This is a genomic window from Stenotrophomonas sp. STEN054, assembly GCF_056854535.1.
Map to the genome: position 1 here is coordinate 1 of NZ_JBXFWG010000026.1, position 26,797 is coordinate 26,797.

A 26,797-nucleotide genomic window follows, 5' to 3' on the forward strand; every position below is an offset into this window, starting at 1 on the left:
TACGGCGGGTGGCGCGAGACATAAGGGGACCTCCAAGTACGATTCAGTATCGCTTCTTGGCGTCCGCTGCTGGGGGACCAGATCAGTGAGCCGCATGGATGCGGCGACCGAGCTACATGGACGTACTTGCAGCGTCCCCTGCGCAGCCCATCCCGACCGGCCAAGCACGGCTTTTGATTTGAGCGCCCAGCCACGAGGGGCTCAGCCGTTCGCCGCCAACTCCGCATCCAGCGCCCGCAGCCGATCCACCGTCCCGACATCGGTCCAGCGCCCGCGATGGTGCTGCCCGGTCATCAACCCCTGCGCCATGAAGTGCTTCTGCAGCGGCACCACCGAGAACTTCGGTGGAACACGCTCGCTGCCCGGCGCATCGCCGATCACCGCGCGCCAGTCCGCCACGATCGACGGCCTGTACACGCCGATGCCGGCATAGGTCAGGCACGGTCCGGCGCGGTCGTGGTGCAGCAGGCCCTGCGCATCCAGGCGGTAATCGCCCTCGGGGTGCTGTGCCGGGTTGTCCACCAGCACCAGGTGCGCCTGGCCCTGCGGCTCCGCGGGAAGGGTGGCGAAATCGAAGTCGGTCCAGATATCGCCGTTGACCACCAGGAACGGGGCCTCGCCCAACAGCGGCAGGGCATTGAGGATGCCGCCGCCGGTTTCCAGCGGGGTCTCGCCTTCGTGCACGAAGTGCAGCTGCAGGCCCCACTGGCTGCCATCGCCCAGCGTGGCCGCGAACTGCGCGGCCAGCCAGGCGGTGTTGACCACCACCTCGCGCACGCCCAGCGCGGCCAGCCGCTCCAGGTGCCACACGATCAGCGGCTTGCCGGCCACCGCCAGCAGCGGCTTGGGCGTGTGCAGGGTCAGCGGGCGCATGCGCTCGCCGAGGCCGGCGGCGAAGATCAGCGCTTTCATCAGCGCACCACGCGCATCGGTGCGGCCAGCTCGGCAAGCGCCGGCTTGATGCGTTCGTCCAGCAGCTGCTGCAGCGCGGCCAGTGCGGGGTAGCGCGGCAGCACTTCATCCAGGTAGCCGATGAAGCGCGGCACGTCGTCCAGGTAATGGCCCTTGTTGTCGCGGTAGCGCAGGCGGCTGAAGATGCCCAGGCACTTCAGGTGACGCTGGATGCCCATCCAGTCGGCATCGCGCAGGAAGGTCGCGCGGTCGGGTACCGGCAGGCCGGCGTCGAGCGCGCGCTGGTGGTACTGCGCCAGCCAGGCGTCCACGCGCGGCAGCGGCCAGCTCAGGAAGGCGTCCTTGAACAGGCTCACCGCGTCGTAGGCGATCGGGCCACGCACCAGGTCCTGGAAATCGAGGATGGCCGGACCGTCGTCGACCGGCATCAGGTTGCGCGGCATGTAGTCGCGATGGGTCATCAGCTGGGCCTGGCCCAGTGCGTTGTCCATCAGCAGGCGCTGCGCCTGCTGCAGGCTCTCGGCCTCGGCGCTGTCCAAGGTAATGCCCAGGTGGCGCTGCAGGAACCATTCGTCGAACAGGCCGGCATCACGCTGCAGCAGGGCTTCGCCGAAGCGGCCGAAATCCTCGGGCACCGGGATCGCCTGCAGGCGCAGCAGCTGGTCGATGGAACGGTTGAACCAGGCATCGGCATTGCGCTCGTCCAGCACCTTGGCCAGGGTCGGGCCACCGAGATCCTCCAGCAGCAGGAAGCCGGCTTCGAGATCCTGGCCCAGCAGGGCAGGCACGCGCAGGCCGTGGTCGTGCAGCAGGCCGCGCATGCGCAGCCACGGCCGCGGGTCTTCCAGGCCGGGCGGGGCATCCATCACGATGTGGCTGCCGCGCGTGCTGGTGGTGCGCCAGTAGCTGCGCAGGCCGGCATCGACCGAGGCGCGCTCGACCACCGCGTTGGCATCGTCCAGCTGGGTGCGGGCCCACTGCAGGCGCTGCGCGCTGCGCTGGGGATCGGAGGCAGGTTCGGTCATGCAGGCAGTTCCGGGCGCGACGGGCGCGCCAAGCTCAGGGGGAAAGAGGGAAGAGGGGTGTCAGCGGCGTGGGGTGAACAGCCGCATCAGCGCCAGCACGGCCACCGCGCCGACCACTGCGCCGAGGAAACCGGCCGGTTCGCCGGGGGAATACCAGCCCATGTACTGGCCGAACCAGCCGGCCACCAGGGCGCCGACGATGCCGAGCACGATGGTCAGCAGGCAGCCCATGCGGTTGTTGCCGGGCATGAAGAAGCGCCCGAGCAGGCCGACGAAGAAACCGACCAGCAGGATGTACAGCCAGCTGCTGCTGCCGAACAGACCATTCATGTGCATGCGTTCCGCTTGGGGTGGACGCAGCCTAGCAAGGCCAGGCTGCGTCCGTCACGGGTGTGCGATCAGCAGCAGCCGTGGTCGCCGTGGCGGGTGCCGCTGTCGGCAGCCACCGGCGAACCGCTGGTCTCGCCGCGCAGGCTGGCGGCGTAGTGCTCGCTGATGACCTTGGACACGCAGGCGGTGACCTTCTTGCCCATCGGGATGTGCAGGAATTCGTTCGGACCGTGCGCGTTGGAGTGCGGGCCGAGCACGCCGGTGATCATGAACTGGGCGCCCGGGAACTTCTCACCCAGCATGCCCATGAACGGGATCGAGCCGCCTTCGCCCATGTACATCGCCGGCTTGCCGAAGAAGGCCTGGCTGGCGTCGTCGATGGCCTGGGTCAGCCACGGCGCCATGGCCGGGGCGTTCCAGCCGGTGGAGGCCTTTTCCAGGTCCAGGGTGACCTGTGCGCCGTTCGGCGGATCGCGCAGCAGCGCTTCCTTCAGCAGTTCGCCGCAGGTCTTGCCGTCGGCGGTCGGCGGCAGGCGCAGCGACAGCTTCACAGAGGTCTGCGGGCGCAGCACGTTGCCGGCCGATTCCAGCGGCGGCATGCCGCCCACGCCGGTGACCGACAGCGCTGGGCGCCAGGTGCGGTTGAGCACCAGCTCGGTCAGGTCCTCGTTCATCGGGCGCAGGCCGTCGACCATCGGGAACTTCTCGAAGATCTCGGTATCGACCACTTCAGCGGCACGCTTGGCCTGGGCCTGGCGCTCGGCCGGGATCTCGACGTTCATGCCGTCGATCAGGATGCGGCCGGTGTCCTGGTCCTCGATGCGCGACAGGATCTGGCGCAGCAGGCGGAAGCTGGACGGGATGACGCCGGAGGCATCGCCGGAATGCACGCCTTCGTTGAGCACCTTGACCGTGAAGTTGCCGCCGGTCAGGCCGCGCAGCGAGGTGGTGCACCACAACTGGTCGTAGTTGGCGCAGCCCGAATCCAGGCAGACCACCAGCGACGGCTTGCCGATGCGGTCGGCCAAGTGGTCGACGTAGGCCGGCAGGTCGTAGCTGCCCGACTCTTCGCAGGCTTCGATCAGGACCACGCAGCGGGCGTGCGGCAGGCCCTGGGCCTGCAGGGCCAGCACCGCGGCCAGCGAGCCGAAGATGGCGTAACCGTCGTCGGCGCCGCCGCGGCCATACAGCTTGTCGCCGCGCAGGACCGGGGTCCAGGGGCCGAGGTCGTCATCCCAGCCGGTCATTTCCGGCTGCTTGTCCAGGTGCCCGTAGAGCAGGATGGTGTCGTCGCCGGTCTCGGCGCCGGTGGCGGGAATTTCCAGGAAAATCAGCGGGGTGCGGCCTTCCAGGCGCACCACCTCGACCTTCAGGCCGGGCAGCTGCTGGGCCTTGGCCCAGTTTTCCATCAGGGTGACCGCCTGTTCCATGTAGCCGTTCTGCACCCAGTTGGCGTCGAACATCGGCGACTTGTTGGGGATGCGGATGTAGTCGACCAACTGCGGGACGATCTCGCTGTCCCACTTGTCATTGACGAATTGGCCGAGCTTGGCGCTGTCCATCTGAAACTCCGGTTGCATGGGCATGTGATGCCGCCATTCTACGCCTGTGCCGGGGGTAGGGTTTTTCCTACAGCACGTCGGGTATTTGGCTGGCTTTTAGAAATCGCCGAAACCGATAGGCTGTGCACATGTGGTGACGGACACTGTTTCGACCGACGGGATTGCCGCTCGGGACGGCCAGAACCACAAGGAGATACACGTCGTGCCTTGGTCAGTCGTGTTCAGGGCGGTGGTGCTGGTGATGTGGGTGGTGGGGGCGCAAGCCGCCGAGCCGATCGACATCAACCGCGCCGATGCCCAGGCGCTTCAGCAGGGACTGGCGATGGTCGGGGCCGTAAAGGCCGCGGCAATCGTCGAGCACCGGCGCAGACATGGCCCATTTCATCGCGTCGAGGACCTGACGCAGGTGAAAGGGATAGGGACAGCAATCGTCGAACGGAATCGACAGCGGATCACCGTCGGCAACACGATGTTACCAGCGGATCCGGTACCCGGATCGGTACCGGTGCGCTCTGTACCCAGGCGTTGACAGCAGGATCGTCGGGACCGGCAGGAGGCTGGTTCACCGGACACGGACAGGAAGGCCGTGCCCACCGACCGTCGCAGGGATGCGGCACCAATCACCAGGATGGTGGCATCACAGACCTGTGGAAGGGGCTGAGATATAAACAGGACGAATGCGGCCGCGTGCAGGATGCAACGCCGCCCCCACAGCGCAGGATGCGAGGGGGTGGCAGCAGGCCGACAAGGACGTAACGAGTGCCCGGTACGACACATGGCTGTGTCGCCGGGCATTTCTCTTTCTGGCATGGGCAGAGTGTGGCGCAGCGCCTCACCGCCAATGGTGTAGGTTGAGGGTTCCCCCACGGATTGGAACCTGCTGGATGCGCCTGCCCCGTCTGCCCCTGATGCTCGCACTTGCCCTGGCCCTGCCGCTGGTGGCGCAGGCTGCGACGCCTGCCGCCAAGAGCACCACCGCCACCGCCGAAGTGCGCGGCCCGACCGATCTCAAGCCCGGTGAATACCTGTGGCACCCGGAAGTGTCGCCGGCCGGCCCGATCGTGCTGGTGGTCAGCCTGGATGAGCAGCGCGCCTACGTGTACCGCAACGGCATCGCCATCGGCCTGAGCACGATCAGCTCGGGCAAGACCGGGCATGAAACGCCGACCGGCGTGTTCACCATCCTGCAGAAAGACAAGGATCACAAATCCAACCTCTACAACAGCGCGCCGATGCCCTACATGCAGCGGCTGACCTGGGACGGCATCGCCCTGCACGGCGGCAGCCTGCCCGGGCACCCGGCCTCGCATGGCTGCGTGCGCCTGCCGCAGGCCTTCGCGCAGAAGCTGTTCAGCGAGACCCAGCGCGGCGATACGGTGGTGGTGGCCAACGCCAAGAGCGCGCCGATGACCCTGGCGTACCCGGCGGTGCTGGCACCGGTGAATGCCCGCGGCCAGGCGCTGCCGGAAACCAAAGGCGCCAGCCCGGCCAAGGCGTGGTGGGATGATGCGGCCGCACCAAGCGGCCAGGTCGGCATCCTGGTCAGCCTGCACGACCAGCGCCTGTACGTGCTGCGCGATGGCGTGATGATCGGCGAATCGCCGCTGCGCGCCGATGCGCTGCCGGCCTTCCAGGGCACGACGCTGTTCGTGATGGGCCAGGGCTTCAGCGAAACGCCGAGCCCGCTGGATACCCAGCAGCGCCTGCACCAGTGGACCGCCTACCCGCTGCTGGGCCAGGACCGCGCGCAGGCCACCCCGGACCTGCTGGCGACGCCGTCGCTGCCGATGGCGCTGCCGACTGATTTCGCACGCCAGCTGTACAAGGTGCTGGTGCCGGGCACGACCCTGCTGGTCACCTCGCTGCCGGCCGTGCGCCCAAGCGCGGCTGAATCGGGGATGCAGCCGGTCTTGGAATCCGAACCGGCCACGCCCACCTCGAAGAAGTCCTGAGTGAATATCGTGTGCCCATGATTGCTTCACGCACGCGCTGGCAGGCCGCCTGTGGCCTGCTTGCGCTCCTTGCCGCAGCTGGCGCGACGGCGGCAGCACCGGCGGCCACCCCCAGCACCGACGACCTGACCGCGCTGCTGGCGCGCACGGCGCCCAAGGCCGACCGCCACGTCTTGAAGCTGGCGGCGACGGCTTTGCGCTGCGCGCTGCAGCGGCCGGAACTGGGCATCAAGGCCGAGCGGCTGGGTGTGATCGATTACTCGCGGCCATCCACCGAGCAACGCCTGTGGGTGTTCGACCTGGCGCGGCAGCGCCTGTTGTTCGAGGAATGGGTAGCGCACGGCCGCAACAGTGGCGGCAACCGCACCGAGCACTTCTCCAACCGCGACGGCAGCTTCATGTCCAGCATCGGTGCCTTCACCGCGCAGGAAACCTACATGGGCGGCAACGGCTATTCGCTGCGGCTGGATGGGCTGGAACCGGGTTTCAATGACAAGGCGCGCGACCGTGCCATCGTCATTCACGGCGCGCCCTACGTGAACCCGACCATGGCCCGCCTGCAGGGCCGGCTCGGCCGCAGCCTGGGCTGCCCGGCGGTGCGCCTCTCGGTGTCGCGGCCGCTGATCGATTCGCTGCGCGGCGGCACCCTGGTGTTCGCCTATTACCCTGATCCGCAATGGCTGCAGCACTCGCAGCTGCTGGCGCCGCAGTGCGGCGAGGCAGGCGTGGCTGCGCGGTGATGCGCGATCGCGCGCGGCATGATGCAATGCGCGCATGGACATAGATGCTCTGCTGCGCACCCCAAGCCAGGTGATTTCGAGCCTGGACTACCGCCGCGAACGCTGGCGCAATGGCCTGGGCTGGACCCGCGAGATCCTGCGCCTGCCCGCCCAGGGCGATGACTGGGCGCTGCGCCTGTCGGTGGCCGAGATCGAACAGGACGCCGCGTTTTCCGCGTTCCCCCGCGTGGAGCGCGAGCTGGTGCTGCTGCAGGGCAATGGCGTGCGCCTGCGTTTCGCCGATGGCCGCGTGGCCGAGGTGCTGCCGCCTCATGGTCGCGTGCGCTTCGCCGGCGAGGAAGCGCTGGACGGCGAGCTGGTCGATGGCACCACCCACGATTTCAACCTGATGTGGAAGCGTGGGTTGTTGCAGGCCGAGCTGCTGCACCGGCCACTTGTGGGGTCGATGTTCTTCTTCTGCGAACCGGGCGTGGCCTGGGCGTTGTACCTGCTGGCCGGGCATGCGGAATTCGGTGCGGACAGCGGGCTGCCGCCGATGCAGGCCGGGGATACCACATGGTTGGCCGCCGGTGAAAGGCAACGGCATGCATTGCAGGGCGGCGGTGAGTTGTTGGCGATACGGGTAACGACGGCCGGGTAGCGCCGGGCCATGCCCGGCGTGATGGGGCGTCGTCAGTGCGGACCAACGGTCCGCACCCACCCCCACCGCGCAGTAGATCCACGCCATGCGTGGATGCGGTTGGGGTCAATACACGTCGCGCCGGTAACGACCGGCCAGCAGCAGCGCTTCCTTGCCGTCGGCACCGAGCACCTGCTCGATCACTGCGTCCACCGCCGGGGCCATGCCCTGCAGGCTGCCGCAGACCAGGATCGTGGCGCCTTCCTCCACCCACTGCCGCAGTGTCGCGGCTTCGGCCAGCAGCCGATCCTGCACGTAACGATGCGCGCCGCCATCGCGGCTGAACACCGCATCCAGCCGTGCCAGCGTACCGTCGGCCAGCATCGCCTGCAGTTCGTCGCCGAAATGGAAATCGTGTGCGGCCGAGCGTTCGCCGAACAGCAGCCAGGTGCGGCGCGCGCCGCCGCGGGCGCGCTCATGCAGGTGCGCGCGCAGGCCGGCGATGCCGGTACCGTTGCCGATCAGCAGCAGTGGAACCTCGGCGGCCACGCCGTGGAAATTCTGGTTGCGGCGCAGGCGCAGCTGCACTGGTTCGTGCAGTACGGCGTGGTCGCACAGCCAGCCACTGCCGATGCCGGGCGTGCCGTCGGCGCGCAGCTGGCGGCGCAGCAGCAGTTCCAGCGCGCCATCGGCCATCACCGAGGCAATCGAGTATTCGCGGTGCGGCAGCGGCTGCAGTGCAGCCAGCAGCCCGGGCAGGTCGCCGGGCGCCACCAGGCTGGGCAGGTGCGAGCGCACGACGCGATCCAGCAGGGTGCGGCCATCGTCCAGCGGCAGCTCCGGATTGAAGTCGCGTGCGCGCAGCCAGTCGCGCGTGCTGGATGCGGCGTGTTGCGGGCCGATCTCGGCGACATCGCCGGCCTGCCACTGCGCATCACTGCCGGCCGGTGGCTGCAGGCGTAGCCAGTACACCGGCCCGCCGAGGCTGCCGGGGTTGAGGTGCTCGCGCTGCAGCAGCGGCCACGACTGGTAGTCGGCCGGGCTCCAGTCGGGCAGCTCACTGGCGCCGCCGCCGATCTGCCCCAGCAGCTGCTGCCAGTGGCGCAGCGCGGCAGGATCGGCGTTGTCGACTTCGATCGCATCGAACATCGGGTGCGCGCCGTGCTGGCGCAGCCAGTCATCGAGCTGGTGGCCGAATGCACTGAAGTGGCCGTAGCTGCGGTCGCCCAGCGCGAGCACACCGAACTGCAGGTGGCCCAGCGTGGGCGAGGTGCTCATCACCCGGCGCAGGAATGGCAGGGCGTGGTCAGGTGCATCGCCTTCGCCGGTGGTGCTGGCGATGAACAGTGCACGCTGGCTCTGCGTCAGCAGTGCGGCATCGACGTCGTGCAGGCCACGCACGCGCACCGGCAGGCCGGCGGCACGCAAGGCCTCGGCGCTGCGTTGGGCCAGTTCGCGGGCGAAGCCGGTCTGGCTGGACCACACCAGCAGCAGGGGGGCGACATCACCGCTGGCGGCGTCATCGCGCGGGCGGCCGCGCCACCACAGGGCGGTGCAGGCCAGCGCGTACAACGCCGTCGCCAGCAGCGCGCCCTGCCAATGCCGCGCAGGCGGCGCGCCCTGCCACCAGGTTTCGCCCAGGTGCAGGCGCAGCAGTGCGTAGCCGGCCACGGCCAGCAGCACCATCACGATCACGTTGCCGAGAACGGCGCGCGACGGCCGGGGGCTCATGCGGCCTGCTCGTCGAGCAGGTGCTGGAAGGCGCTGCTGAGGTATTCGTGCGGACCGTCGATGGCCCGTTCCAGGTAGCGTGCGGCCAGGCCTTCGCGCTCGGCGAGGGCCAGGCCCTGTTCGCGGCCGAGGACGGTCAGCGCGGTGGCCCAGGCATCGGCGTGCATCGCATCGTCGGCCACCACGGTGACGGCCGCGGCGACCTGGCGCACCGGCATGCCGCTGCGCGGGTCCAGGCTGTGGCTGTAGGCCTGGCCATCGGCCTGGTACTGGTGCCAGCGGTCGCCGGAGGTGGCCACGGCCTTGCCGTCCAGTGCCAGCACGCGCGGCGGCGTATCGGTGTGCGCGTCTTCTTCCGGCGCCGATTCCACCAGCACGCGCCACGGTTGCCCATCGGGCTTGCGGCCGTAGCCGGCCAGTTCGCCACCCACTTCGATCAGCGCAGCGGTGATGCCCTGCGCGCGCAGCCAGGCGGCGACGTGGTCGACACCGAAGCCTTTCGCAATCGCAGAGAGATCAAGTTCCAGGCCGCCGGGTTGCAGCAGCGCATCATCGCGCCACTGCAGGTGCTGCCAGCCGCAGCGGGCGCGGGTGGCCTGCAGGATGGCGGCGTCGGGCACGCGGCGCGGGCCGGCCTGTGCACCGAAGCCCCAGAGCGCGACCAGCGGGCCCAGGGTGGGATCGAAGGCGCCCTCGCTGGCAGCAGCAATGGCCTGCGCGGCGGCCAGCACGTGGCGGGTTTCGGCCGGCAGCGGGCACCATTGGCCCGCGTCGGCGCGGTTGTAGCGGCCCAGGTCCGAACCGGCTTCCCAGGTGCTCATCTGCGCGACCACTTCATCCAGGCGTGCGTGGATGCCGGCGTGCAGCGGGTGCAGGTCGCGGTGGCGTGGCGCCACCAGCGACACACTCCAGGTGGTGCCCATGGTGGTGCCGCCGAGGCGGGCGATGTCGAGCAGGGAATCGGTCATGGCGGGGCGTTGCAGGCGCGATGCCGGGACGGGCCCGGCACCGCGGTCCGCGTCATTGTGGCAGCACTTCCAGGGTGGCGACGTAACTCAGGCGGCGTTTGGCGGCCTGCTTCACCGAGGTCTTGTTGTCTTCGGTGCCGGTTTCCAGCCAGTACATGCCGGCTTCGGGCCAGGTCACCTTGATCTCGCCCTTGGCGTCGCTGGTCAGCTTCAGCTCGTCCTGCGCGTTCCGGTAGCGGGTGGCGCCGCGCACGATCTCAAATTCCAGGCCGGCGGTTGGCTTCCCATCCACCAGCACGCGGAAGGTGGCTTCCTCGCCGGCGAACAGATCGTTCGGATGGCCCACGGCCACCAGTTCGATGCCGCGGTTGGTCGGCTTCAGCGCGGTGTCGTTCGGCGCGCCGTTGGTGACGAAGGTTTCCACGCGACCCACCGACTGGCTCACTTCCAGCTTCTTCGCATCCTTGGGCAGTTCGCCGAAGGTCGCGGCGGTGCCGCGCCAGCGCTTGCGCTCGCCGTTCTGCTCGTAGGTGGCGAACAGGCCGTCATTGACCGAGGCGATGCGGTAGGTGCCCTGCTGCTTCAGTTCGAGGTCGAACACGCTGCGGTACTTGCCGGTGGCCGCGTTCTGCGGCTGCACGCTGCTGCCGTCCGGCGCGGTGATGACCAGCGATTCCAGGCGCAGCGGCACGTGGTTGAAATAGAACAGGTCGTTGGAGACGGCGCCGTCGACGGTGATCCACGGCGCGTTGCCGGCGATGACGGTCTGCGAGGGGAGCAGCCAGGCCTTGTGGGCCAGGGCGGAGAACGGAAGGGCAGCGGCCAGGGCGGCGGCTAGGACGAGCGTGCGCTTCATGCGGAAGACTCCAGTTGGAAGGCGTCGGATCCCTTTCCGACGGAAAGGGCTCTGACCCCCGAGGGATAGGGCGATGGGGTCAGAGCCTTTCCTGCGGAAGGGATCCGACCCCGGTCATGCAGTTACGGCTTGACGGCCAAGGTGACCTGGCCCAGTTCGGTGGCGCCCTGCGCCTTGCCGGACCGCGCGGCGGTGGCCGGCCAGGTGAAGGGAATCTTCAGCAGTTCGCGGCCGCCGACTTCGCGCACTGCTTCCACCACCAGGGTGTAGCTGCCTGGGGCCAGCTGCCTCAGCGCCGGCTGCTGGTCGCTGAAGGACAGCGCGTGCTTGCCGGCCGGGCGGGTGGGGCCGGTCACGCCGTCCACCGGCACCTGCAGGGTGCGGCCGCTCTTGCGCCACCACTGGCGCAGGTCGGGCAGCCACTTGCTGCCATGGCCTTCGCTGTTGCCGGTCTGCTGGTACCAGACCGACAGGTTGGCGGCGACCTTCTGGTCGGCACCTTCCAGCCACACGGCCACATACGGGCGGTGGTATTCGGCGACGTTGAGCTTGGGCACTTCGACGTTGATGTCGAGGGTGGCCGCGTAGGCCGGCGAGGTGGCCAGCAGGCCGCTGAGGGCGATGGTGAGGGTGACGCGCATGGGGCGGCTCCGGAGGGAACGGACGGAAGTCAGTGGATCAGCAACAGGGCGATCAGCAGCGGGATCATCAGGCCCAGGCCGACCAGCGGCCAGGTCATGCGCCGCTGCCGCGCATGCAGGTGCAGCAGGAACAGGCCGGTGATGCAGAACACCAGGCAGGCCACCGCGAACAGGTCCAGGAACCAGCCCCACGCCGGGCCGGCATTGCGGCCCTTGTGCAGGTCGTTGAGGTAGGACACCACGCCGCGTGAGGTCGATTCGAATTCCACCGCACCGCTTTCGCGGTCGATGCTCAGCCAGGCGTCGCCACCGGGGCGCGGCAGCGACAGGTAGATCTCTTCCGGCGACCATTCGGCGGGGCGCCCGCCGATGCCGATGTCCAGCTGCGCATCCAGCCATTGCCGGGCAGGCAGCGGAATCGGCGCGTTGCCGTCTTCGCGGTCACCCAGCGCGCCCAGCAGCTTGGCCGGCAGTTCCAGCTTCTGGTTCTGCACCTGCGGCTTGGCCTCGATCTTCGCCGCGTGGTTCAGGGTCAGGCCGGTGGCCGCGAACAGCAGCATGCCGATCAGGCACACCGCCGAGCTGATCCAATGCCACTGGTGCAGCGTACGCAGCCAGAAGCCACGGCTTTGTTGCTGCTGCACAGCGGAAGAGGCAGGACGGCTCACGGCGTTTTTCGGGGCGGGTGAAGACTACCCATTACAGCATTAATGAGAATGGCTCGCAATTAGGTGTCGTTGTGTATCCCGTGCCGCCCGGAGGCGGCACGCGATGCATGCCGCGGTCAGAACTTCGCGTTCAACGAGATCCAGTAACTGCGGCGCTGGTCCTTGGTCGCATAGTCATCGACGCAGTTGAACTCGCTCTGGCTGATCAGCAGGCACGACTGCGAGACGAAGTTCTTGTCCAGCAGGTTGTTGATGCGTGCATTGAAAGTCAGCCACGGGGTGGCGTCCCAGCTGCCGCCCAGGTGGAAGATCGTGTAGTCCTGGTAGTAGCGGTTGTGGCTGGCGCCGTTGGCGTCGAGGATCGTGTCGCGGTAGCGGTCGTAGCGGCCTTCGCCGATCAGCGACAGGCTGATGGCATCGTTGAGCTGCCAGTTGAGGCTGGCATTGGCCATGTGCCTGGCCGGGGTCGTACCGGCGATCGGCAGGCCCTTCTGCGCGCCGCTGGTCTGCTCGCTCTTGGTCCACGTGTAGTTGCCGCGCAGCTGCAGGCTGTCGAGCAGGTCGACATGCGCGGCCATTTCCACGCCACGCGTTTCGGCCTTGTCGATGTTCACGCTCTGGGTGAAGGTGCTGTAGCCCAGTTCCGCCCAGCCCGGGCCGATGTCCACGCAGTAGCCGCTGCCGGCCGGGGCCACTTCGCAGTTCGGGAAGGTGCCGCCGCTGGCGATCTTGTCCTCGAACGTGTTGATGAAGCCGGTGACGTTCAGGCCCCAGCGCTGGCCTTCGTAGTACGCGGCCAGCTCGTAGTTGGTGCTGGTTTCCGGCTTCAGGTTGGGCGAGCCCACCAGCGGCAGCACGCCCTGGCCACCGAAGCCGCTGATGCCGGGGAACAGCTGGTCCGGGCGCGGCGTCTTGTAGCCGGTGCTGACGCCACCCTTGAAGATCCAGGCGTCGCTGGCATTCCACACCAGGTAGCCGCGCGGGCTGACGTGGCTGCCGAACACGTTGTGGTCGTCGTAACGCAGGCCGAAGGTCGCGGTCAGGGTGTCGGTCAGCGACCAGTTGTCCTCGGCGAACAGCGCCCACATGCGGTGCTTCTGCTTGGTGTTGCTGCGGTAGCCGGCGCCATCCATGCCGAACACGCCGTCGATCATGTCGGTGTCGTTGTACTGGCCGCCGACGGTCAGCTTGTGCGCACCGAAGTCCAGGTCGAGCATCGTGTCCAGCACGTAGCCTTCCAGTTCCATGGTGCGCAGCGGACGCGGCAGGAAGGCCTGCAGGCGCGCCATCTCTTCGGCGTTGAGCGTACCGAGTGCATTGGTGCGGCCGGCCGCGCAGTTGTTGGCGGCGCCGGTGCGCTGGCAGACATCGTTCCACAGGGTCTGCAGGTTGGCGCGCTCGTCCAGGGTCAGCGGCAGCGAGCGGCCGAGGTTGTTGCTCTTGCTGTGGGTCAGCGAGGTCTGCCAGGTGCCGAAGCTGTAGCGGCCCTGGTGGGTCAGTGACAGCTGGTCGCGCTCGTAGCGCTGGTAGGCGGTGTAGCCCACGCGCGGCTGCACCACGCGGCGGGTGATCGTGCCGCTGCCGTTCGGGTTGGGGATGACCGCGTTGCCGACGCGCCACAGGCTGGCCAGGCTGTCCAGGGTGCCAGTCTGCCCCTCACTGTTGTCGTACTTCTGCCGCGAGACGTCGTAGTCCAGCCACAGCTCGTGGTCGTCGTTGATGCGGAAGCCCAGGCGCAGGCCGGTGTTCCAGTTGGTGTTGGCCACCGACTTGCCACCGCCGCCGAAGCCGATGCTGCGTTCCCACAGCGTGCCATCGGGCAGGGGCAGCGCATCCCATTCCGGGTTGGAGGCCTTGGCGTCGTAGTAGCTGCCGCGCACGGCCATGCTGATGCGGTCCTTCAGCAGCGGGCCGCTGAGGTAGACGTCGGTGGTGCGCGCATCGCCGAACTGGTCGCTCTGCTGCACGGTGAAGCCCTGCCTGAGCGAGCCGTGCCAGCTGTCCTGGTTGCGGCGGGTGATGATGTTGATGACGCCGCCCATCGCATCCGAGCCGTACAGGGTGGACATCGGGCCGCGCACCACTTCGATGCGCTCGATGGCGTCCAGCGGCGGCAGGTACGAGAACTGGCCGCCGCCGAAGTTGTTGGGGTACAGCTGGCCGACATTGCTCTGGCGGCGGCCGTCGATCAGCACCAGGGTGTATTCGGAGGGCAGGCCACGCATGGAAATGGTGGCGCGGCCGTTCTTGTCGGTGGCTTCCAGGCCGACGTCGATGCCTTCAACGTCTCGCAGCGCATCGACCAGGCTGGTGTACGGGCGCTTGGCCAGTTCCTCGCGGCTGACCACGCTGATGCTGGCCGGCGCATCAACCACCTTCTGTTCGAAGCCGGCGGCGGTCACCACCACCTTGTCCAGGGTCTGCGGGGCGGCGGCCTCGCCGTTGGCGAAGGCGGGGCTGGCGAAGGCGGCCAGCACGGCGCTGGTGAACAGGTGGCGGGACAGGGACGAACGGACACGATGGCGCTGGGCCATGGCAGTAACCTCGAAGGATGCAGGGTGGTGCGATGCCGGCGAGGAACGCGCGGCATGCACGGGGAGCCCCGGTCAGGGGCAGCAGGGATGCAGCAGGGGATGGAGCAGGCAGCGGCGCGCAGGCGCGACCGCAGGCGCGGTCACGCGGGGCCGGAGATCAGGCCAGCGGCGGCGCCTGGCCGCGTTGCTTGCGACGCCCGGGCGCGTCGGCCCAGGGCATGTCCGGTGCGGCCAGCGGCCAATGCGGACGCACCCCGGCGTTGGCCGGGGCGAGGGGAAGCAGATCCAGTCCGCTGCGCAGCCACTGGCTGGCCAGCAGCAGCGGCGGTGGCGGCGACTTGTCGGCCGCCTTGGTCGGCGTGCAGACACAGCGGCGCAGCTTGGCGGGTGCGTCTTCTTCCACCGGCACTTCACCGCCGCGGCCTTCCATCGGCTGCTGCCAGGCCTGCGCGGCGGCATCAGCCGCGTCGTGCGGCAGCAGCGGCAGGGTGCCCAGCAGCAACGCCAGCATCGCCACCCACGCCAACAGGCTGGCCAGCGCAGGGCGATGACCGCGCATGGCGGTACCGAACTGCACGAGGCGAAGCGGGCGAGGGCGGAACGGGCGACGCAAGGCAGGCAACCCCTGGGTGTGCGCCGGACCATCCGACGTCAACGGGGCGTGATTGTAATGAGAGCTGTTAGCGGGTGCAAATGAGAATTATTGCGAAAGTGTCGCAGGGCCGCGGCGCAGGCCTCAGACCTCGCTCCAGCGCCGCAGCAGGTTGTGGTACACGCCGGTCAGCTGCAGCACCGCGCCGGCATCGCCGCCGGTCTGCCGCAGGCGTTCGATGGAAGTGTCCATCTCCCACAGCAGACGCCGCTGCACATCGTCGCGGACCATGCTCTGCACCCAGAAGAACGAGGCCACGCGCGCGCCACGGGTGACCGGGTTGACCTGGTGCAGGCTGCTGGACGGGTACACGATCAGGTCGCCGGCCGGCAGCTTCACTTCGTGCTCGCCGTAGGTATCGCTGATCACCAGCTCGCCGCCGTCGTACTCCTCCGGCGCGGACAGGAACAGGGTGCAGGAGATGTCCGAGCGCAGCTGTTCACCGTGGGCCAGGTTCATCACCGCGCCATCGACGTGGAAGCCATAGGTGCCGCCGCCGCTGTAGCGGTTGAAGCGGGGTGGCAGGCATTTCAGCGGCAGCGCTGCAGCGAAGAACAACGGGCTGCGACCCAGTGCGGCGAGTACGCGCTGTCCGAGTTCTGCCTTCAGCGGCGAGGCATCGGGCAGTTGTTCGTTGTGCTTGACCTGCGCGCCCTGGGCACCGACGGTTTCGCGCCCGTCGGCCCATGGCGCCGCGTCCAGCTGCTGGCGGATCTGGCTGACCTCTTCGGGTACCAGCACGTTGGGGATGTGCAGCAGCATGCGGGTTCCTCGTTGATGCGCGGGAGAGTCCGGCTCCCCCGCGCCGTGGCCTTCAGAAACGGACGTCCGCGCTGAGCAGGAAGGTGCGCGGGGCACCCGGGGTGTAACGGTAGCCGCTCTTGTTGATGCTGGCCACGTACTGCTTGTCGAACAGGTTGTAGCCGTTCAAGCGCAGCGACACGTTCTCGTTGATCGCCCAGGACACCACCGCGTCGTAAACCACGTACGACTTGGTGAACGCCGGGGTGCCGACGGCACCGTCGGTACCGCGGTGCATGCCGCCGGCGTAGCGCACGCCACCGCCGAGGGTCAGGCCGAACGGCAGGCTGTAGCTGGTCCAGCCGGTGAAGGTGTCGGACGGCGTGTAGGTGAGGTTGGTGGTGCCATCCGCAGCGACCTTGGCGCCTTCCTTCACCTCGGTGTCCAGGTGGCTGTAGCCGGCGGTGATCGACCAGTTGTCGGTCAGGCGACCGACCGCGGAGAGCTCCACGCCCTTGACCCGCTTGCTGCCCGTCTGCGTGGGGTTGCCGGCGTCGTCGAGCACGGTGGTGTTGATCTCATTGTCCACGTCGGTCTGGAACAGGGCCAGGTTCAACGCGAGCGAATCATCGAGGAAGCCCCACTTGCTGCCTACTTCGAAGGTCTTGGCTTTCTGCGGATCCAGCTTCGGGTTGTCGGCGCTGCTGGCCGAGCTGCTCAGCTGGAAGTTGGCACCGCCCGGAGGCTGCTGCGAAATGGCGTAGTTGGCGTAGACGCTGACCGTTTCACCGACCTTGTACAGGGCACCCAGCTTCCAGTTCAGCAGCGTATCGGAGGCTTCCAGCGTGGGATTGCGCAGCACGGTGCCGGTCGGGTTGCTGCCGCAGACCGGACCGGCGCGGCCGCCACACACCGAGGCGCTGGTGTACTCGGTGCGGTAGTGGTCGGCGCGCACGCCGGCGGTCAGCAGGAAGCTCTCGCCGAAGGAGAGGGTGTCGAACAGGTAGATCGCCGAGGTGGTGGTCTTGCCGTGGGCATCGGCGCCGTTGTGTGCCCAGCTCAGGCCACCCACGTTCCAATCGGGGTTGTACAGGTTCGCGGCAGGCCAGCTGCTGCCACCGGTGGCGGCCTGGCCGTAGCTGTCCAGTTCTTCCCGGGTGAACTCCAGTCCGGCACTGAGGGCGTGGCCCACCGCGCCGGTATTGAAGTCGGCGCGCAGGTTCAGCTGGTCGGTCAGGATGGTGTTGCGCTGGTCCTTGAAGGTTGGCAGGCTGCGCGCGATCGCGTAGGTCGAAAGATCCGCTGCGTTGGTATAGGTGATGTTGCCGGTCGGCCGGCCGTTGGCGCCGCGCACGCCGGTGCCCATGAAGGCGGTGAGCAGGTAGTCCTGTTCGGTGCGGCCCCAGCGGGCAGTGTTGGTCAGGCGCACGCTGTCGTTGAAGTCATGCTCGAAGCGGAACGTGGCCATCTTCGCAGTGACGTCGTCGTGGTCGGCGCGGGTGCCGTAGAAGTTTTGCGGGTCCACCGGATGTCCGGCCAGCGCTTCCAGGGTCGGCTGCGGGGCCCAGCCCGGCAGGCCCAGGGTCGGCACGCCGCCATCGGGCACGTTGTCCTGCTTCACATACAGCAGGTTGAGGTAATAGCGGGTGGCGGTTCCCAGGCCGAAGGCCAGCGACGGGGCGATGCCCCAGCGCTTGTTCTGCACGTGGTCGCGGCCAGGCTGGTCGCTGTCCTGCCACATGCCGTTGATACGCAGCGCGCTGGTCGCCCCAAGCGACTGGTTCCAATCACCGGTGGTGCGGCGCTGCTGGTCGCTGCCCAGCGATACGCTGGCCGAGGTCGCATCCTGCAGGTTGGCCTGCTTGCTGACCAGGTTGATCGCACCAGTGGGCGCCGAGCGGCCGTTGTCGGTGCCGGCTGGCCCCTTGGTAACTTCCACCTGTTCGATGTTGAAGACATCGCGCGAGATCGAGCCCAGGTCGCGGATGCCATCGACGAACAGGCTGTTGGAGGTGTCGAAGCCGCGCATGAACAGCGCATCGCCGGTGGTGGTGTTGCCGTTCTCACCCGCATAGAAGGTACCCACGCCCGGGCTGTTGCGCAGCGCTTCGGTGAGGGTGGTGGCGCCCTGCTGGTTGAACAGGTCGCTGGTTATGACCTGGATGGTCTGCGGTGTGTCCTGCAGGCGCTGGGTGAACTTCGGCGAGGCGACCTTGTCGGCTTTGTAGCCGCGCGTGGCATGCACGTCGATCTTGTCCAGCGTGCGGGCGTTGTCGGTGGCGTCTGCCATGGCGACGGCGGGCAGCGCGCCCAGGCCGAGGCCGGCGGCCAGGCTGGCGGTGGCCAGGGGCAGTGAACGAAGCGGAGAGGCGTGCTTGCGGCTCTTGATCGAGGTCATGGGATGGGCTTTGCCGGATGCGGGAAGAGCCCGTCGGCACGGTGGTCGACGGGACAGAAGGCGTGGGGATGGTTGGCGCGGAGGCGCGGGTGTGACAGACGGGCCGGCGGGCGGCTCAGCTCAGCAGTGCGGGTGGTGCATGCGAGGGGGGCTGACGGCGTGCTGCAAGGTGCACCGGGGCCACGTTGCGCACAGGCACGCGCAGGGTCTGCGGGCCCGACGCTGGAACGAGCAGGCACAGGCGATGCAGCAGGGGCGTGCCATCGTCATGGCCACCCTCTGCCCCGGACTCGATGCGCGGTGCGACAGGCTCGCGTGGCGGTGATTCGCCTGGCGGTTCGCTGGCGTGGGCATCCAGCGCCGCCGCAGAGGGCTGCAGGGTGACGTCCGTGAGGACATCGCGCCCCTCATTGAGTGCCGACCACCCCAGCCACAGCGTCAGCAGCGCGGCGACGAGCAGCGCCCACCCCTGGCGGGCGGGCTGGCACAGCGTGGCGGTGGCTGAAGGCGAAGCCATGGTGCGGCTCGTTACAAACCGTTACGAAGTCGGCCCGAAGGATAACATCAACGATAATGATTCGCATCTGCGAGTTTGACAGGATGCTGGGGGCTCGCGGGGGCGGGTAGCGGGGACGGAACGGCGGCTCAAGCGCGCGCTGCGCGCACCAGTAGATCCACCCCATGGGTGGATGACGGTCGGCAGGGCGGCGGCGGCGGGGGCATGCGCGCCCCCCCCCCGGGTCACTCGCGGTCGTCGCGGGTCCAGATGGCGTCGTGTTCGCGCTTCACCGGGAACTTGGGCGCGGCGGTGTAGGCCGGGGCGCACAGGGCGCGGCCGTCACGCACATCGAAGCGCGCGCCGTGCAGCACGCACTCGATGCTGCCTTCGGCGGTGTTGAACTCGCCCGAGGACAGCTCGAACTCTTCGTGCGTGCACTGGTCTTCCAGCGCATACAGCTCGCCGTCGAGGTTGAACACCACGATCGGCGTGCCGGTCACTTCATCGAACACGCTTTTCATTTCGCCGGGCAGCAGCTCGGCGCCGGCGCAGACGAAGGTCCAGGCCTCGCTCATGCCGAAGCCCCGGCCAGCGCCTTTTCCAGGATTTCAAAGCGCAGGTCGTCGCGCTTGGGAATGCCGAAGCGCTCGTCGCCATAGGGGAACGGCTTCTTGATACCGGTGCGCCGGTAGCCGCGGCGCTCGTAGAAGGCGATCAGTTCGTCACGCACATCGATCACGGTCATCTGCATGACCGGCACGTTCCACTCGCGCGCGGCATGGGCTTCGGCCGCCTCCATCAGCTGCTTGCCGACGCCACCGCCCTGCTGGGCCGGGTCGACCGAGAACATGCCGAAATAGCCCTTGCCGTCGACATCGGCGACGTGGGCGCAGGCCACCAGGCGGCCCTCGCGTTCAGCCAGCAGGATGGTCGAGCGCGGACGGTCCAGGTCGCCCTGGATGCCCTCGGCATCGATGCGGGCGCCGTCCAGCAGGTCGGCCTCGGTGGTCCAGCCGGCACGGCTGGCGTCGCCGCGGTACGCCGAGGTGACCAGGGTGATCAGGGCGGGGATGTCGGCCGGCGTGGCGGCACGGAAAGTCAGGGTGCTCATGCCGCCATTCTAGGTGGGGCGGGGGCGCCCGCAAAATGGTCCGGGGTCAGATCCCTTTCGCAGCGCGAAAGGGCTCTGACCCCTCCAGCGTCTCCGTCACCCCCCGCTGCGACTGCAACGCCCGCCGTATCGCCGCCAGGTCACCCGCTGGAACACCCTGCTCGATGAATTCCACATAGCGTCTGCGCCGCGATTCCGCATCAGCGGCAATGAGCTCAAATGCCGAATGCGGCGCGAGCAACGCATTCGCCCGGCCTTGTGCATTGGCACGATAGCTCGACCAGCGATAGTCCCCGGGATGCGCAACCATCCCCGCCCGCACCGGGTTGAGCTCGATGTAGCGCTGGCAGGCGAGCAGATACCGATCCGTATCAATCACTGTGGAATGGAAACGTCCTCCCCAGCGGCTGCCAGTGCGGCGCTCGCGCCCATTTACATGGCGCACGTAGATGCGGTTCACCGCCTGCATCATCCGTGACATCCCGCCGGGGGCGTCGGGCGTCAGCAGCAGATGGACATGGCTGCCCATGAGCACATGGGCGTGAACCCTGCAGTGATGCTCGTTCGCGCAGTCGCGAAGCAGGCCCAGATAAAGCGCAGGGTCACGGTTGCTGAAGAAAACGGCTTGGCGATTGTTGCCGCGCTGCACGATGTGTTGCGGGTAGCCGGGGGCATCAATACGACGCGGCCGTGGCATGGGTGTCTCCGGAAGCCAAGGGGTCAGAGCCCTTTCGCGGTGCGAAAGGGACCTGACCCCGCCTTCCCCGCTGCGCGGGCTCAGCCCAGCAGCTTGCGCACCTTGGTCAGTGCGGTCATGAAGCGCTCAATCTCGGCGTGCGTGTTGTAGAACGCCAGGGAGGCACGGCAGGTCGCCGCGACGCCGTAGTACTGCAGCAGCGGGTGTGCGCAGTGCTGGCCTGAACGCACGGCCACGCCTTCCAGGTCCAGCAGGGTAGCCAGGTCGTGCGCGTGCGCGCCGTCGATCAGGAAGGACACCACGGCGGCCTTTTCCGGTGCTTCGCCGAGGATGCGCAGGCCATCGACCTTGTGCAGCTCTTCGGTGAAGTGCGCCAGCAGCTCGGCCTCACGCGCTTCCACGTGCTCCAGGCCCAGGCCCTGCAGGTAATCCACGGCCACGCCCAGGCCGATGAAGCCGGCGATGTTCGGGGTGCCGGCTTCGAACTTGTGCGGGGCATCGTTGAACACGGTGCCGTCGAAGCTGACTTCCTTGATCATCTCGCCACCGCCGAGGAACGGCGGCATGGCGTCGAGGTGCTCGCGGCGTGCCCACAGCACGCCGGTGCCGGTCGGGCCGCACATCTTGTGGCCGGTGATGGCGTAGAAGTCGCAGCCGATCGCGGCCACGTCGACCTTGCGGTGCGGCACGGCCTGCGAACCATCGACGACGGTGACGATGCCGCGCTTGCGCGCTTCCCGGCAGATCTCGCGCACCGGGTTGACCGTTCCCAGCACGTTGGAGACGTGGGCCACGGCCAGCAGCTTGACCTCGGGGGTCATCGCCTTGCGCAGCGCATCCAGGTCCAGCGCGCCATCGGGGGTGATCTCGGCCACGCGGAGGGTCGCGCCGGTGCGCTGGGCAACCAGCTGCCACGGCACGATGTTGGCATGGTGTTCCATGCGCGAGACCAGGATGACATCACCGGCCTTCAGCCGCGGCAGCGCCCACGAATACGCCACCAGGTTGATGGCGAAGGTGGTGCCGCTGCACAGCACCAGCTCGTTGCTGCGCACGTTGAGGAAGCGCGCCAGCTTGTTGCGGGCGGCCTCGTAGGCGTCGGTGGCCTCGGTGCCCAGCGCGTGCACGGCACGGCTGACGTTGGCGTTGTAGCGGCGGTAGAACTCGTCCACCGCGCCGATCACCTGCACCGGCTTCTGGCCGGTGTTGGCGTTGTCGAAATACACCAGCGGCTTGCCGTGCACTTCCCGCATCAGCAGCGGGAAGTCGAGGCGGACGCGGTCCCAGTCGGGGGTGCCGGCGGGGGATTCGATCGGGCGCGGCGTGGACAGGTTCATGCCACACCTGCCTCGGCCAGGGCCTTGTCCAGGCGGCGTGCCAGCTGCTCGCGCAGGGCCTCGGGCAGCACCTTCAGCGGCTCATGGCAGAACGCGGCGCTCAGCAGTGCCTGTGCCTGCGGCTGCGGCAGGCCGCGCGAACGCAGGTAGAACAGCGCGTTGGCATCGAGCTGGCCGACCGTGGCTCCGTGGGCGGCCTTCACTTCGTCGGCGTCGATCACCAGCACCGGCTGGGTGTCGATCTCGGCGTCGGCCGACAGCAGCAGGTTCTTGTTGGACAGGTTCGCGTCGGTACCGTCGGCGCCTTCGCGGATCTGGATGCCACCATGGAACACCACGCGGCTGCGGTTGGCGGCCACGCCGCGCCACAGCAGCTCGCTGCTGGTATCGCGGGCGATGTGGTCGATGCCCAGGCGGGTATCGACGTGGCGGCGGCCATTGCCGAGCAGCACGCCGTTGGCGGTCAGCTGGGCGTTGTCACCTTCCAGGCGCACGTTCAGTTCGTGGCGGCTGAGTGCGGCACCCAGTTCCAGGTCGACGCGGTGGTACTGGGCATCGCGTGCCAGCACCGCATCGGTACGCAGGAAGCTGGTCTGGCGCGCGCTGCCGGCCTGCACGCGGGCGTGCTTAAGCACGGCATCGCGCGCAATGTGGACGTGCAGCACGGTGTTGTCCAGGTGCGCCGAGTCGCCCACGCTGAAGCGGTGCTCGACCACTCCCAGGCTGGCGCCGGCACGCAGTTCGATCAGGTGGCGATGGTGCCAGGCCAGGTCGGTCTCGCCAGCGACGCTGGCGAACACCAGCTGCAGCGGCACCTCGACCTGCACGCCTTCGTCCACGCGCAGCACCACGCCTTCATCGGCCAGCGCGGCATTCAGGCGGGCGAACACTTCGTCGCTGCGCTCGTAGCGGCGGCCGAGGAAACGCGCGGCATCCTCACCGGCGGCCAGCGCCGAGGACAGCGGTTCCAGCTGCACGCCGGCCGGCAGGCCGTGGGTGTCGCTCAGTGCGTCGCTGAGGCGGCCGTTGACGAACACCAGGCGCGGCGCCGGGATGTCTTCCAGCACGGCCGCATCCAGCACCGGCGGCGACAGCGGCGCGGCGGCGAAGGCGCGGCGCTCCAGCTGGCGCAGCGAGGTGTACTTCCAGGCTTCGCTGCGGGCGGCCGGCAGGCCATCGCGCAGCACCGTGTCGAGCACTTCGCGGCGTGCATCGTTGCCGCAGAAGGCCTGGGCCATCGAGTCGAGCAGGGCGCTCATCAGACCGCCGCCTCGCGCACCACACGATCCTTGAGGAAATCGTAGCCGTGCGCTTCCAGTTCCATGGCCAGTTCAGGGCCGCCGGTCTTGACGATGCGGCCATCGGCCAGCACGTGCACCACGTCCGGCTTGATGTAGTCCAGCAGGCGCTGGTAGTGGGTGATGACCAGGAACGAACGGTCGGCCGCGCGCAGCGCGTTGACGCCGTCGGCCACGCTCTTCAGCGCGTCGATGTCCAGGCCCGAATCGGTTTCGTCGAGGATCGCCAGCTTCGGCTCGAGCACGGCCAGCTGGAAGATTTCGTTGCGCTTCTTCTCGCCACCGGAGAAGCCTTCGTTGACGCCACGGTGCAGCAGTTCATCCTTCAGGTGCAGCACGGCCAGCTTCTGCCGCACCAGCTTCAGGAACTGCATGGAATCCAGTTCGTCCTGGCCGCGCGCCTTGCGCTGGGCATTCAGGGCCGCGCGCAGGAAGTAGGTGTTGTTCACGCCCGGGATTTCCACCGGGTACTGGAAGGCCAGGAACAGGCCGGCGGCGGCGCGCGCTTCCGGGTCTTGGTCGAGCAGGTCGCTGCCTTCGAACTGCACGCTGCCTTCGGTCACTTCATAGCCGTCACGGCCGGCCAGGACATTGCCCAGGGTGGACTTGCCGGCGCCGTTGGGGCCCATGATGGCGTGCACCTGGCCGGGCTTCACGTCCAGCGACAGGCCCTTGAGGATTTCCTTGTCGCCGATGCGAGCGTGGAGGTTTTCGATCTTCAGCATGGTGGGGATTTCCGTGGGCGGGCCGCGGCCCGCCGATAAAGAGAATGCGTTTGCGAGGGGCAGGGGCAGGCGGTCAGCCCACCGAACCTTCCAGCGAGACTTCCAGCAGCTTCTTGGCTTCCACTGCGAATTCCATCGGCAGTTCGCGGAACACCTGCTTGCAGAAGCCGTCGACGATCATCGACACCGCGTCTTCCTGGCTGATGCCACGCGCGCGGCAGTAGAACAGCTGGTCGTCGGAGATCTTCGAGGTGGTGGCCTCGTGCTCGACGGTGGCGCCCGGGTTCTTCACCTCGATGTAGGGGAAGGTGTGGGCACCGCACTGCTTGCCGATCAGCAGCGAATCGCACTGGGTGTAGTTGCGCGCGCCATCGGCGTTGCGGTCGACCCTGACCAGGCCGCGGTAGGTGTTCTGGCCACGGCCGGCGCTGATGCCCTTGCTGACGATCTTGCTCTTGGTGCGCTTGCCGACGTGGATCATCTTGGTGCCGGTGTCGGCCTGCTGGCGGTGGTGGGTCAGCGCCACCGAGTGGAACTCGCCCACCGAATCGTCGCCCAGCAGCACGCAGGACGGGTATTTCCAGGTGATGGCCGAACCGGTCTCGACCTGGGTCCAGGTGACCTTGCTGCGCGCACCACGGCATTCGGCACGCTTGGTGACGAAGTTGTAGATGCCGCCGACGCCGTTTTCGTCGCCCGGGTACCAGTTCTGCACGGTGGAGTACTTGATCTCCGCATCTTCCAGCGCGACCAGTTCGACCACCGCGGCGTGCAGCTGGTTCTCGTCGCGCATCGGCGCGGTGCAGCCTTCCAGGTAGGAGACGTAGGCCTTGTCCTCGCACACGATGAGGGTGCGCTCGAACTGGCCGGTGTGGCCGGCGTTGATGCGGAAGTAAGTGCTCAGTTCCATCGGGCAACGCACGCCCTTGGGAATGAACACGAAGCTGCCATCGGAGAACACCGCCGAGTTGAGCGCGGCGAAGTAGTTGTCGCCCACCGGCACCACGGTACCCAGGTACTGGCGCACCAGGTCCGGGTGTTCCTTGATGGCCTCGGACATCGAGCAGAAGATGATGCCCTTCTCGGCCAGTTCCTTGCGGAAGGTGGTACCGACGGACACCGAGTCGAACACCGCGTCCACCGCCACGCCGGCCAGCTTGGCGCGCTCGTGCAGCGGCACGCCCAGCTTGTCGTAGGTATCCAGCAGTTCCTTCGGCACGTCATCCAGCGAGGCGTACTTCGGGCCCTTCGGCGCGGAGTAGTAGCTGAGCGCCTGCAGGTCGATCGGGGCGATCTGCAGCTTGGCCCAGTTGGGCATCGGCATGGTCAGGAAGTGGCGGTAGGCGTCCAGGCGCCACTGCGTCATCCATTCCGGCTCCTCCTTCTTGGCCGACAGGGTACGGATGGTGTCCTCGTCCAGGCCTGGCGGCAGGGAGTCCGATTCGATCTCCGTGATGAAGCCGGCCGAGTACTTGCGGCCGAGCTGCTCGTGGATCTCGCGGTTGGGGGTGTCGTCGTGGGCGACGGTTTCGATGGTTTCGGTGGCCATGGGGGGCTGCCTACGGATCAGGAGACGACGTCGACAGCGATGGTGCGGCGCTGTTCGTCATCGACAAAGGGAAGGGGGGGCAGGATCTGGGCGAGGGTGACATCGCGCAGGGCCTCGGAAACCACGTCGTTGATCAGCCGCCAGCTGCTGCGTGCGCCGCATTTGGGCGCCATGTTGCACTGGTGGTGGTCGTGGCTGCACTCGGTGAGGGCCAGCGGCCCTTCCATCGCTTCGACCACCTCGAACAGCGAGATCTCGACGGACGGGCGGGTCAGCCGGTAGCCGCCGCGGACACCGCGCAGGCCTTCGACCAGGCCGGCCTGGGCCAGCGGCTTGAGCACCTTGCTGACGGTGGGCGGTTCCAGACCGGTGAATTCGGCCAGCTCGGTCGCACTCAGCACTTCACCCGGGCGGGCGGCGAGTACGGTCAGCACGACGGTGGCGTAATCGGTGAGTTTGGTGACGCGCAACATGGGGGATGCGAGCGGTTCTTAAAGCGGACTGAAATTGTACGCTTTTCTTCACCAGCATCCAACCCGGCCATTCAGCCAGCGCTGGGGGCGCCTGTCGGCCCGCCGGGAACAACGCACCGGGGGCGACCGGGGCGTAATGCTGCGGCATGCGGGTTGTTTTCGCAATCACCCGGAATGAGTGAGAATCGGGGTTCCTTTCGCTGCAGACCCACCCTTGCCGATGCCCAAGAAGATCCAAGCCCGCAAGTCCGCCATCCATGGCAACGGCGTGTTCGCCGTGGCCCCGATCAAGCAGGGCGAGCGCGTGATCCAGTACAAGGGCCTGCTGCGCAGCCACGGCGACGTCGATGCCGACGACAGCGGTGACGTGGAAAGTGGCCATACCTTCCTGTTCACCCTCAACGATGACTGGGTGATCGACGCCAACTACAAGGGCAACGACGCACGCTGGATCAACCACAGCTGCGACCCGAACTGCGAGGCGGTGATAGAGGAAGACGAGGACGGCGACAGTCGTGGCGACAAGGTCTTCATCGAAGCGCTGCGCGACATCACCGCCGGCGAGGAGCTGACCTACAACTACGGCATCGTGCTGGCCGAGCGCCACACCGCCAAGCTGAAGAAGATCTGGGAGTGCCGCTGCGGTTCGCCCAAGTGCACCGGCACGATGCTGCAGCCCAAGCGCTGACGGGTAATTGGTAGCGCCGGGCCGTGCCCGGCGAGCGCCAAGCGCGGGCGTAACCAGACTCCGGGCATGGCCCGGCGCTACCAAGTCGCTC

The 26,797-nt window shown here is 67.9% G+C and carries 27 protein-coding genes; 5 read left to right on the plus strand and 22 right to left on the minus strand.

What is annotated here, in order from left to right:
• Window positions 1-201 precede the first annotated feature (201 nt).
• The 4 genes from murU to AC1VXD_RS11845 form a co-directional block, all read right to left on the minus strand.
• Window positions 202-912 carry an N-acetylmuramate alpha-1-phosphate uridylyltransferase MurU gene (gene murU, locus AC1VXD_RS11830; RefSeq protein WP_482992198.1) on the minus strand — a complete coding sequence of 237 codons (711 nt, stop codon included), beginning with the start codon at window positions 910-912 and terminating at the stop codon, window positions 202-204.
• Window positions 912-1,937 (minus strand): aminoglycoside phosphotransferase family protein, encoded by a 1,026-nt coding sequence (locus tag AC1VXD_RS11835; RefSeq protein ID WP_482992199.1) that lies wholly within the window; start codon window positions 1,935-1,937, stop codon window positions 912-914. The genes murU and AC1VXD_RS11835 overlap by 1 nt, the downstream gene beginning before the upstream one ends.
• Before the next feature lie 60 nt (window positions 1,938-1,997).
• The gene (locus tag AC1VXD_RS11840) at window positions 1,998-2,267 is read right to left on the minus strand and encodes a GlsB/YeaQ/YmgE family stress response membrane protein (RefSeq protein ID WP_079220926.1); all 270 of its coding nucleotides are present in this window, start codon (window positions 2,265-2,267) and stop codon (window positions 1,998-2,000) included.
• Window positions 2,268-2,335: 68 nt separating this feature from the next.
• Window positions 2,336-3,829: a M20 family metallopeptidase gene (locus AC1VXD_RS11845; RefSeq protein ID WP_313435135.1), complete on the minus strand. Its 1,494-nt coding sequence runs from the start codon at window positions 3,827-3,829 to the stop codon at window positions 2,336-2,338.
• A gap of 133 nt (window positions 3,830-3,962) precedes the next feature.
• Between AC1VXD_RS11845 and AC1VXD_RS11850 the strand changes: the two genes are divergently transcribed.
• From AC1VXD_RS11850 to AC1VXD_RS11865, 4 genes are all read left to right on the plus strand, one after another.
• Window positions 3,963-4,358 carry a ComEA family DNA-binding protein gene (locus AC1VXD_RS11850; protein WP_482992200.1) on the plus strand — a complete coding sequence of 132 codons (396 nt, stop codon included), beginning with the start codon at window positions 3,963-3,965 and terminating at the stop codon, window positions 4,356-4,358.
• Window positions 4,359-4,713: 355 nt separating this feature from the next.
• On the plus strand, window positions 4,714-5,781 hold the full coding sequence (locus AC1VXD_RS11855; protein WP_482992201.1) for a L,D-transpeptidase: 1,068 nt from the start codon (window positions 4,714-4,716) through the stop codon (window positions 5,779-5,781).
• 17 nt (window positions 5,782-5,798) lie between these two features.
• Complete coding sequence (locus tag AC1VXD_RS11860; RefSeq protein WP_482992202.1) at window positions 5,799-6,521, plus strand: murein L,D-transpeptidase catalytic domain family protein; 723 nt, start codon at window positions 5,799-5,801, stop codon at window positions 6,519-6,521.
• A gap of 34 nt (window positions 6,522-6,555) precedes the next feature.
• Window positions 6,556-7,161, plus strand: a complete 606-nt coding sequence (locus AC1VXD_RS11865) for a HutD/Ves family protein (RefSeq protein WP_482992203.1) — start codon at window positions 6,556-6,558, stop codon at window positions 7,159-7,161.
• 105 nt (window positions 7,162-7,266) lie between these two features.
• Here the strand turns inward: AC1VXD_RS11865 and AC1VXD_RS11870 are convergent, their stop codons facing one another.
• The 18 genes from AC1VXD_RS11870 to AC1VXD_RS11955 form a co-directional block, all read right to left on the minus strand.
• Window positions 7,267-8,871, minus strand: coding sequence for a sulfite reductase subunit alpha (locus tag AC1VXD_RS11870; RefSeq protein ID WP_482992204.1), 1,605 nt, complete (start codon window positions 8,869-8,871; stop codon window positions 7,267-7,269).
• Complete coding sequence (locus AC1VXD_RS11875) at window positions 8,868-9,839, minus strand: FAD:protein FMN transferase (protein ID WP_482992205.1); 972 nt, start codon at window positions 9,837-9,839, stop codon at window positions 8,868-8,870. The genes AC1VXD_RS11870 and AC1VXD_RS11875 overlap by 4 nt, the downstream gene beginning before the upstream one ends.
• A 52-nt stretch (window positions 9,840-9,891) precedes the next feature.
• Complete coding sequence (locus tag AC1VXD_RS11880; RefSeq protein WP_108768061.1) at window positions 9,892-10,695, minus strand: DUF4198 domain-containing protein; 804 nt, start codon at window positions 10,693-10,695, stop codon at window positions 9,892-9,894.
• A 122-nt stretch (window positions 10,696-10,817) separates the two neighbouring features.
• Complete coding sequence (locus tag AC1VXD_RS11885) at window positions 10,818-11,336, minus strand: DUF2271 domain-containing protein (protein WP_482992206.1); 519 nt, start codon at window positions 11,334-11,336, stop codon at window positions 10,818-10,820.
• A 29-nt stretch (window positions 11,337-11,365) separates the two neighbouring features.
• A complete protein-coding gene (locus AC1VXD_RS11890; RefSeq protein WP_482992207.1) occupies window positions 11,366-12,004 on the minus strand; it encodes a PepSY-associated TM helix domain-containing protein in 639 nt (212 codons plus the stop codon).
• A gap of 116 nt (window positions 12,005-12,120) precedes the next feature.
• Entirely contained in the window at window positions 12,121-14,538 is a 2,418-nt protein-coding gene (locus AC1VXD_RS11895) for a TonB-dependent receptor domain-containing protein (protein ID WP_482992208.1), read from the minus strand.
• 157 nt (window positions 14,539-14,695) lie between these two features.
• Window positions 14,696-15,097, minus strand: a complete 402-nt coding sequence (locus AC1VXD_RS11900; RefSeq protein WP_482992209.1) for a hypothetical protein — start codon at window positions 15,095-15,097, stop codon at window positions 14,696-14,698.
• A 177-nt stretch (window positions 15,098-15,274) separates the two neighbouring features.
• Window positions 15,275-15,952 (minus strand): Fe2+-dependent dioxygenase, encoded by a 678-nt coding sequence (locus AC1VXD_RS11905; protein WP_482992210.1) that lies wholly within the window; start codon window positions 15,950-15,952, stop codon window positions 15,275-15,277.
• A 52-nt stretch (window positions 15,953-16,004) separates the two neighbouring features.
• Window positions 16,005-18,329, minus strand: coding sequence for a catecholate siderophore receptor Fiu (locus AC1VXD_RS11910; protein ID WP_482992211.1), 2,325 nt, complete (start codon window positions 18,327-18,329; stop codon window positions 16,005-16,007).
• 115 nt (window positions 18,330-18,444) lie between these two features.
• On the minus strand, window positions 18,445-18,846 hold the full coding sequence (locus AC1VXD_RS11915; RefSeq protein WP_482992212.1) for a hypothetical protein: 402 nt from the start codon (window positions 18,844-18,846) through the stop codon (window positions 18,445-18,447).
• A gap of 224 nt (window positions 18,847-19,070) precedes the next feature.
• On the minus strand, window positions 19,071-19,403 hold the full coding sequence (locus tag AC1VXD_RS11920) for a non-heme iron oxygenase ferredoxin subunit (RefSeq protein WP_079220947.1): 333 nt from the start codon (window positions 19,401-19,403) through the stop codon (window positions 19,071-19,073).
• The gene (locus tag AC1VXD_RS11925) at window positions 19,400-19,939 is read right to left on the minus strand and encodes a GNAT family N-acetyltransferase (protein WP_482992213.1); all 540 of its coding nucleotides are present in this window, start codon (window positions 19,937-19,939) and stop codon (window positions 19,400-19,402) included. Before AC1VXD_RS11925 ends, AC1VXD_RS11920 begins: the two co-directional genes overlap by 4 nt.
• Window positions 19,940-19,985: 46 nt before the next feature.
• Window positions 19,986-20,636 carry a transposase gene (locus tag AC1VXD_RS11930; RefSeq protein ID WP_482992214.1) on the minus strand — a complete coding sequence of 217 codons (651 nt, stop codon included), beginning with the start codon at window positions 20,634-20,636 and terminating at the stop codon, window positions 19,986-19,988.
• A gap of 80 nt (window positions 20,637-20,716) precedes the next feature.
• Window positions 20,717-21,973, minus strand: a complete 1,257-nt coding sequence (locus AC1VXD_RS11935) for a cysteine desulfurase (RefSeq protein ID WP_482992215.1) — start codon at window positions 21,971-21,973, stop codon at window positions 20,717-20,719.
• On the minus strand, window positions 21,970-23,232 hold the full coding sequence (sufD, locus tag AC1VXD_RS11940; protein WP_482992216.1) for a Fe-S cluster assembly protein SufD: 1,263 nt from the start codon (window positions 23,230-23,232) through the stop codon (window positions 21,970-21,972). Before sufD ends, AC1VXD_RS11935 begins: the two co-directional genes overlap by 4 nt.
• Window positions 23,232-23,996 (minus strand): Fe-S cluster assembly ATPase SufC, encoded by a 765-nt coding sequence (gene sufC, locus AC1VXD_RS11945; protein ID WP_482992217.1) that lies wholly within the window; start codon window positions 23,994-23,996, stop codon window positions 23,232-23,234. The genes sufD and sufC overlap by 1 nt, the downstream gene beginning before the upstream one ends.
• 73 nt (window positions 23,997-24,069) lie before the next feature.
• Window positions 24,070-25,545 (minus strand): Fe-S cluster assembly protein SufB, encoded by a 1,476-nt coding sequence (gene sufB / locus AC1VXD_RS11950; RefSeq protein ID WP_482992218.1) that lies wholly within the window; start codon window positions 25,543-25,545, stop codon window positions 24,070-24,072.
• A gap of 17 nt (window positions 25,546-25,562) precedes the next feature.
• Entirely contained in the window at window positions 25,563-26,018 is a 456-nt protein-coding gene (locus AC1VXD_RS11955) for an SUF system Fe-S cluster assembly regulator (protein ID WP_482992219.1), read from the minus strand.
• A gap of 220 nt (window positions 26,019-26,238) precedes the next feature.
• Here AC1VXD_RS11955 and AC1VXD_RS11960 point away from each other — a divergent pair, with 220 nt between their 5' ends.
• A complete protein-coding gene (locus AC1VXD_RS11960) occupies window positions 26,239-26,706 on the plus strand; it encodes an SET domain-containing protein (RefSeq protein WP_108770630.1) in 468 nt (155 codons plus the stop codon).
• Window positions 26,707-26,797: the final 91 nt, after the last annotated feature.

Coding starts and splice junctions, on each gene's coding strand:
- AC1VXD_RS11900 (WP_482992209.1), bottom strand. CDS start 15,097: ATGCGCGGTCATCGCCCTGCGCTGGCCAGCCTGTTGGCGTGGGTGGCG.
- AC1VXD_RS11840 (WP_079220926.1), bottom strand. CDS start 2,267: ATGAATGGTCTGTTCGGCAGCAGCAGCTGGCTGTACATCCTGCTGGTC.
- AC1VXD_RS11885 (WP_482992206.1), bottom strand. CDS start 11,336: ATGCGCGTCACCCTCACCATCGCCCTCAGCGGCCTGCTGGCCACCTCG.
- AC1VXD_RS11855 (WP_482992201.1), top strand. CDS start 4,714: ATGCGCCTGCCCCGTCTGCCCCTGATGCTCGCACTTGCCCTGGCCCTG.
- AC1VXD_RS11905 (WP_482992210.1), bottom strand. CDS start 15,952: ATGCTGCTGCACATCCCCAACGTGCTGGTACCCGAAGAGGTCAGCCAG.
- AC1VXD_RS11865 (WP_482992203.1), top strand. CDS start 6,556: ATGGACATAGATGCTCTGCTGCGCACCCCAAGCCAGGTGATTTCGAGC.
- AC1VXD_RS11835 (WP_482992199.1), bottom strand. CDS start 1,937: ATGACCGAACCTGCCTCCGATCCCCAGCGCAGCGCGCAGCGCCTGCAG.
- AC1VXD_RS11955 (WP_482992219.1), bottom strand. CDS start 26,018: ATGTTGCGCGTCACCAAACTCACCGATTACGCCACCGTCGTGCTGACC.
- sufD (WP_482992216.1), bottom strand. CDS start 23,232: ATGAGCGCCCTGCTCGACTCGATGGCCCAGGCCTTCTGCGGCAACGAT.
- AC1VXD_RS11845 (WP_313435135.1), bottom strand. CDS start 3,829: ATGGACAGCGCCAAGCTCGGCCAATTCGTCAATGACAAGTGGGACAGC.
- AC1VXD_RS11870 (WP_482992204.1), bottom strand. CDS start 8,871: ATGAGCCCCCGGCCGTCGCGCGCCGTTCTCGGCAACGTGATCGTGATG.
- AC1VXD_RS11860 (WP_482992202.1), top strand. CDS start 5,799: ATGATTGCTTCACGCACGCGCTGGCAGGCCGCCTGTGGCCTGCTTGCG.
- AC1VXD_RS11960 (WP_108770630.1), top strand. CDS start 26,239: ATGCCCAAGAAGATCCAAGCCCGCAAGTCCGCCATCCATGGCAACGGC.
- AC1VXD_RS11875 (WP_482992205.1), bottom strand. CDS start 9,839: ATGACCGATTCCCTGCTCGACATCGCCCGCCTCGGCGGCACCACCATG.
- AC1VXD_RS11880 (WP_108768061.1), bottom strand. CDS start 10,695: ATGAAGCGCACGCTCGTCCTAGCCGCCGCCCTGGCCGCTGCCCTTCCG.
- AC1VXD_RS11915 (WP_482992212.1), bottom strand. CDS start 18,846: ATGGCTTCGCCTTCAGCCACCGCCACGCTGTGCCAGCCCGCCCGCCAG.
- sufB (WP_482992218.1), bottom strand. CDS start 25,545: ATGGCCACCGAAACCATCGAAACCGTCGCCCACGACGACACCCCCAAC.
- AC1VXD_RS11930 (WP_482992214.1), bottom strand. CDS start 20,636: ATGCCACGGCCGCGTCGTATTGATGCCCCCGGCTACCCGCAACACATC.
- AC1VXD_RS11895 (WP_482992208.1), bottom strand. CDS start 14,538: ATGGCCCAGCGCCATCGTGTCCGTTCGTCCCTGTCCCGCCACCTGTTC.
- murU (WP_482992198.1), bottom strand. CDS start 912: ATGAAAGCGCTGATCTTCGCCGCCGGCCTCGGCGAGCGCATGCGCCCG.
- AC1VXD_RS11935 (WP_482992215.1), bottom strand. CDS start 21,973: ATGAACCTGTCCACGCCGCGCCCGATCGAATCCCCCGCCGGCACCCCC.
- sufC (WP_482992217.1), bottom strand. CDS start 23,996: ATGCTGAAGATCGAAAACCTCCACGCTCGCATCGGCGACAAGGAAATC.
- AC1VXD_RS11925 (WP_482992213.1), bottom strand. CDS start 19,939: ATGAGCACCCTGACTTTCCGTGCCGCCACGCCGGCCGACATCCCCGCC.
- AC1VXD_RS11920 (WP_079220947.1), bottom strand. CDS start 19,403: ATGAGCGAGGCCTGGACCTTCGTCTGCGCCGGCGCCGAGCTGCTGCCC.
- AC1VXD_RS11910 (WP_482992211.1), bottom strand. CDS start 18,329: ATGACCTCGATCAAGAGCCGCAAGCACGCCTCTCCGCTTCGTTCACTG.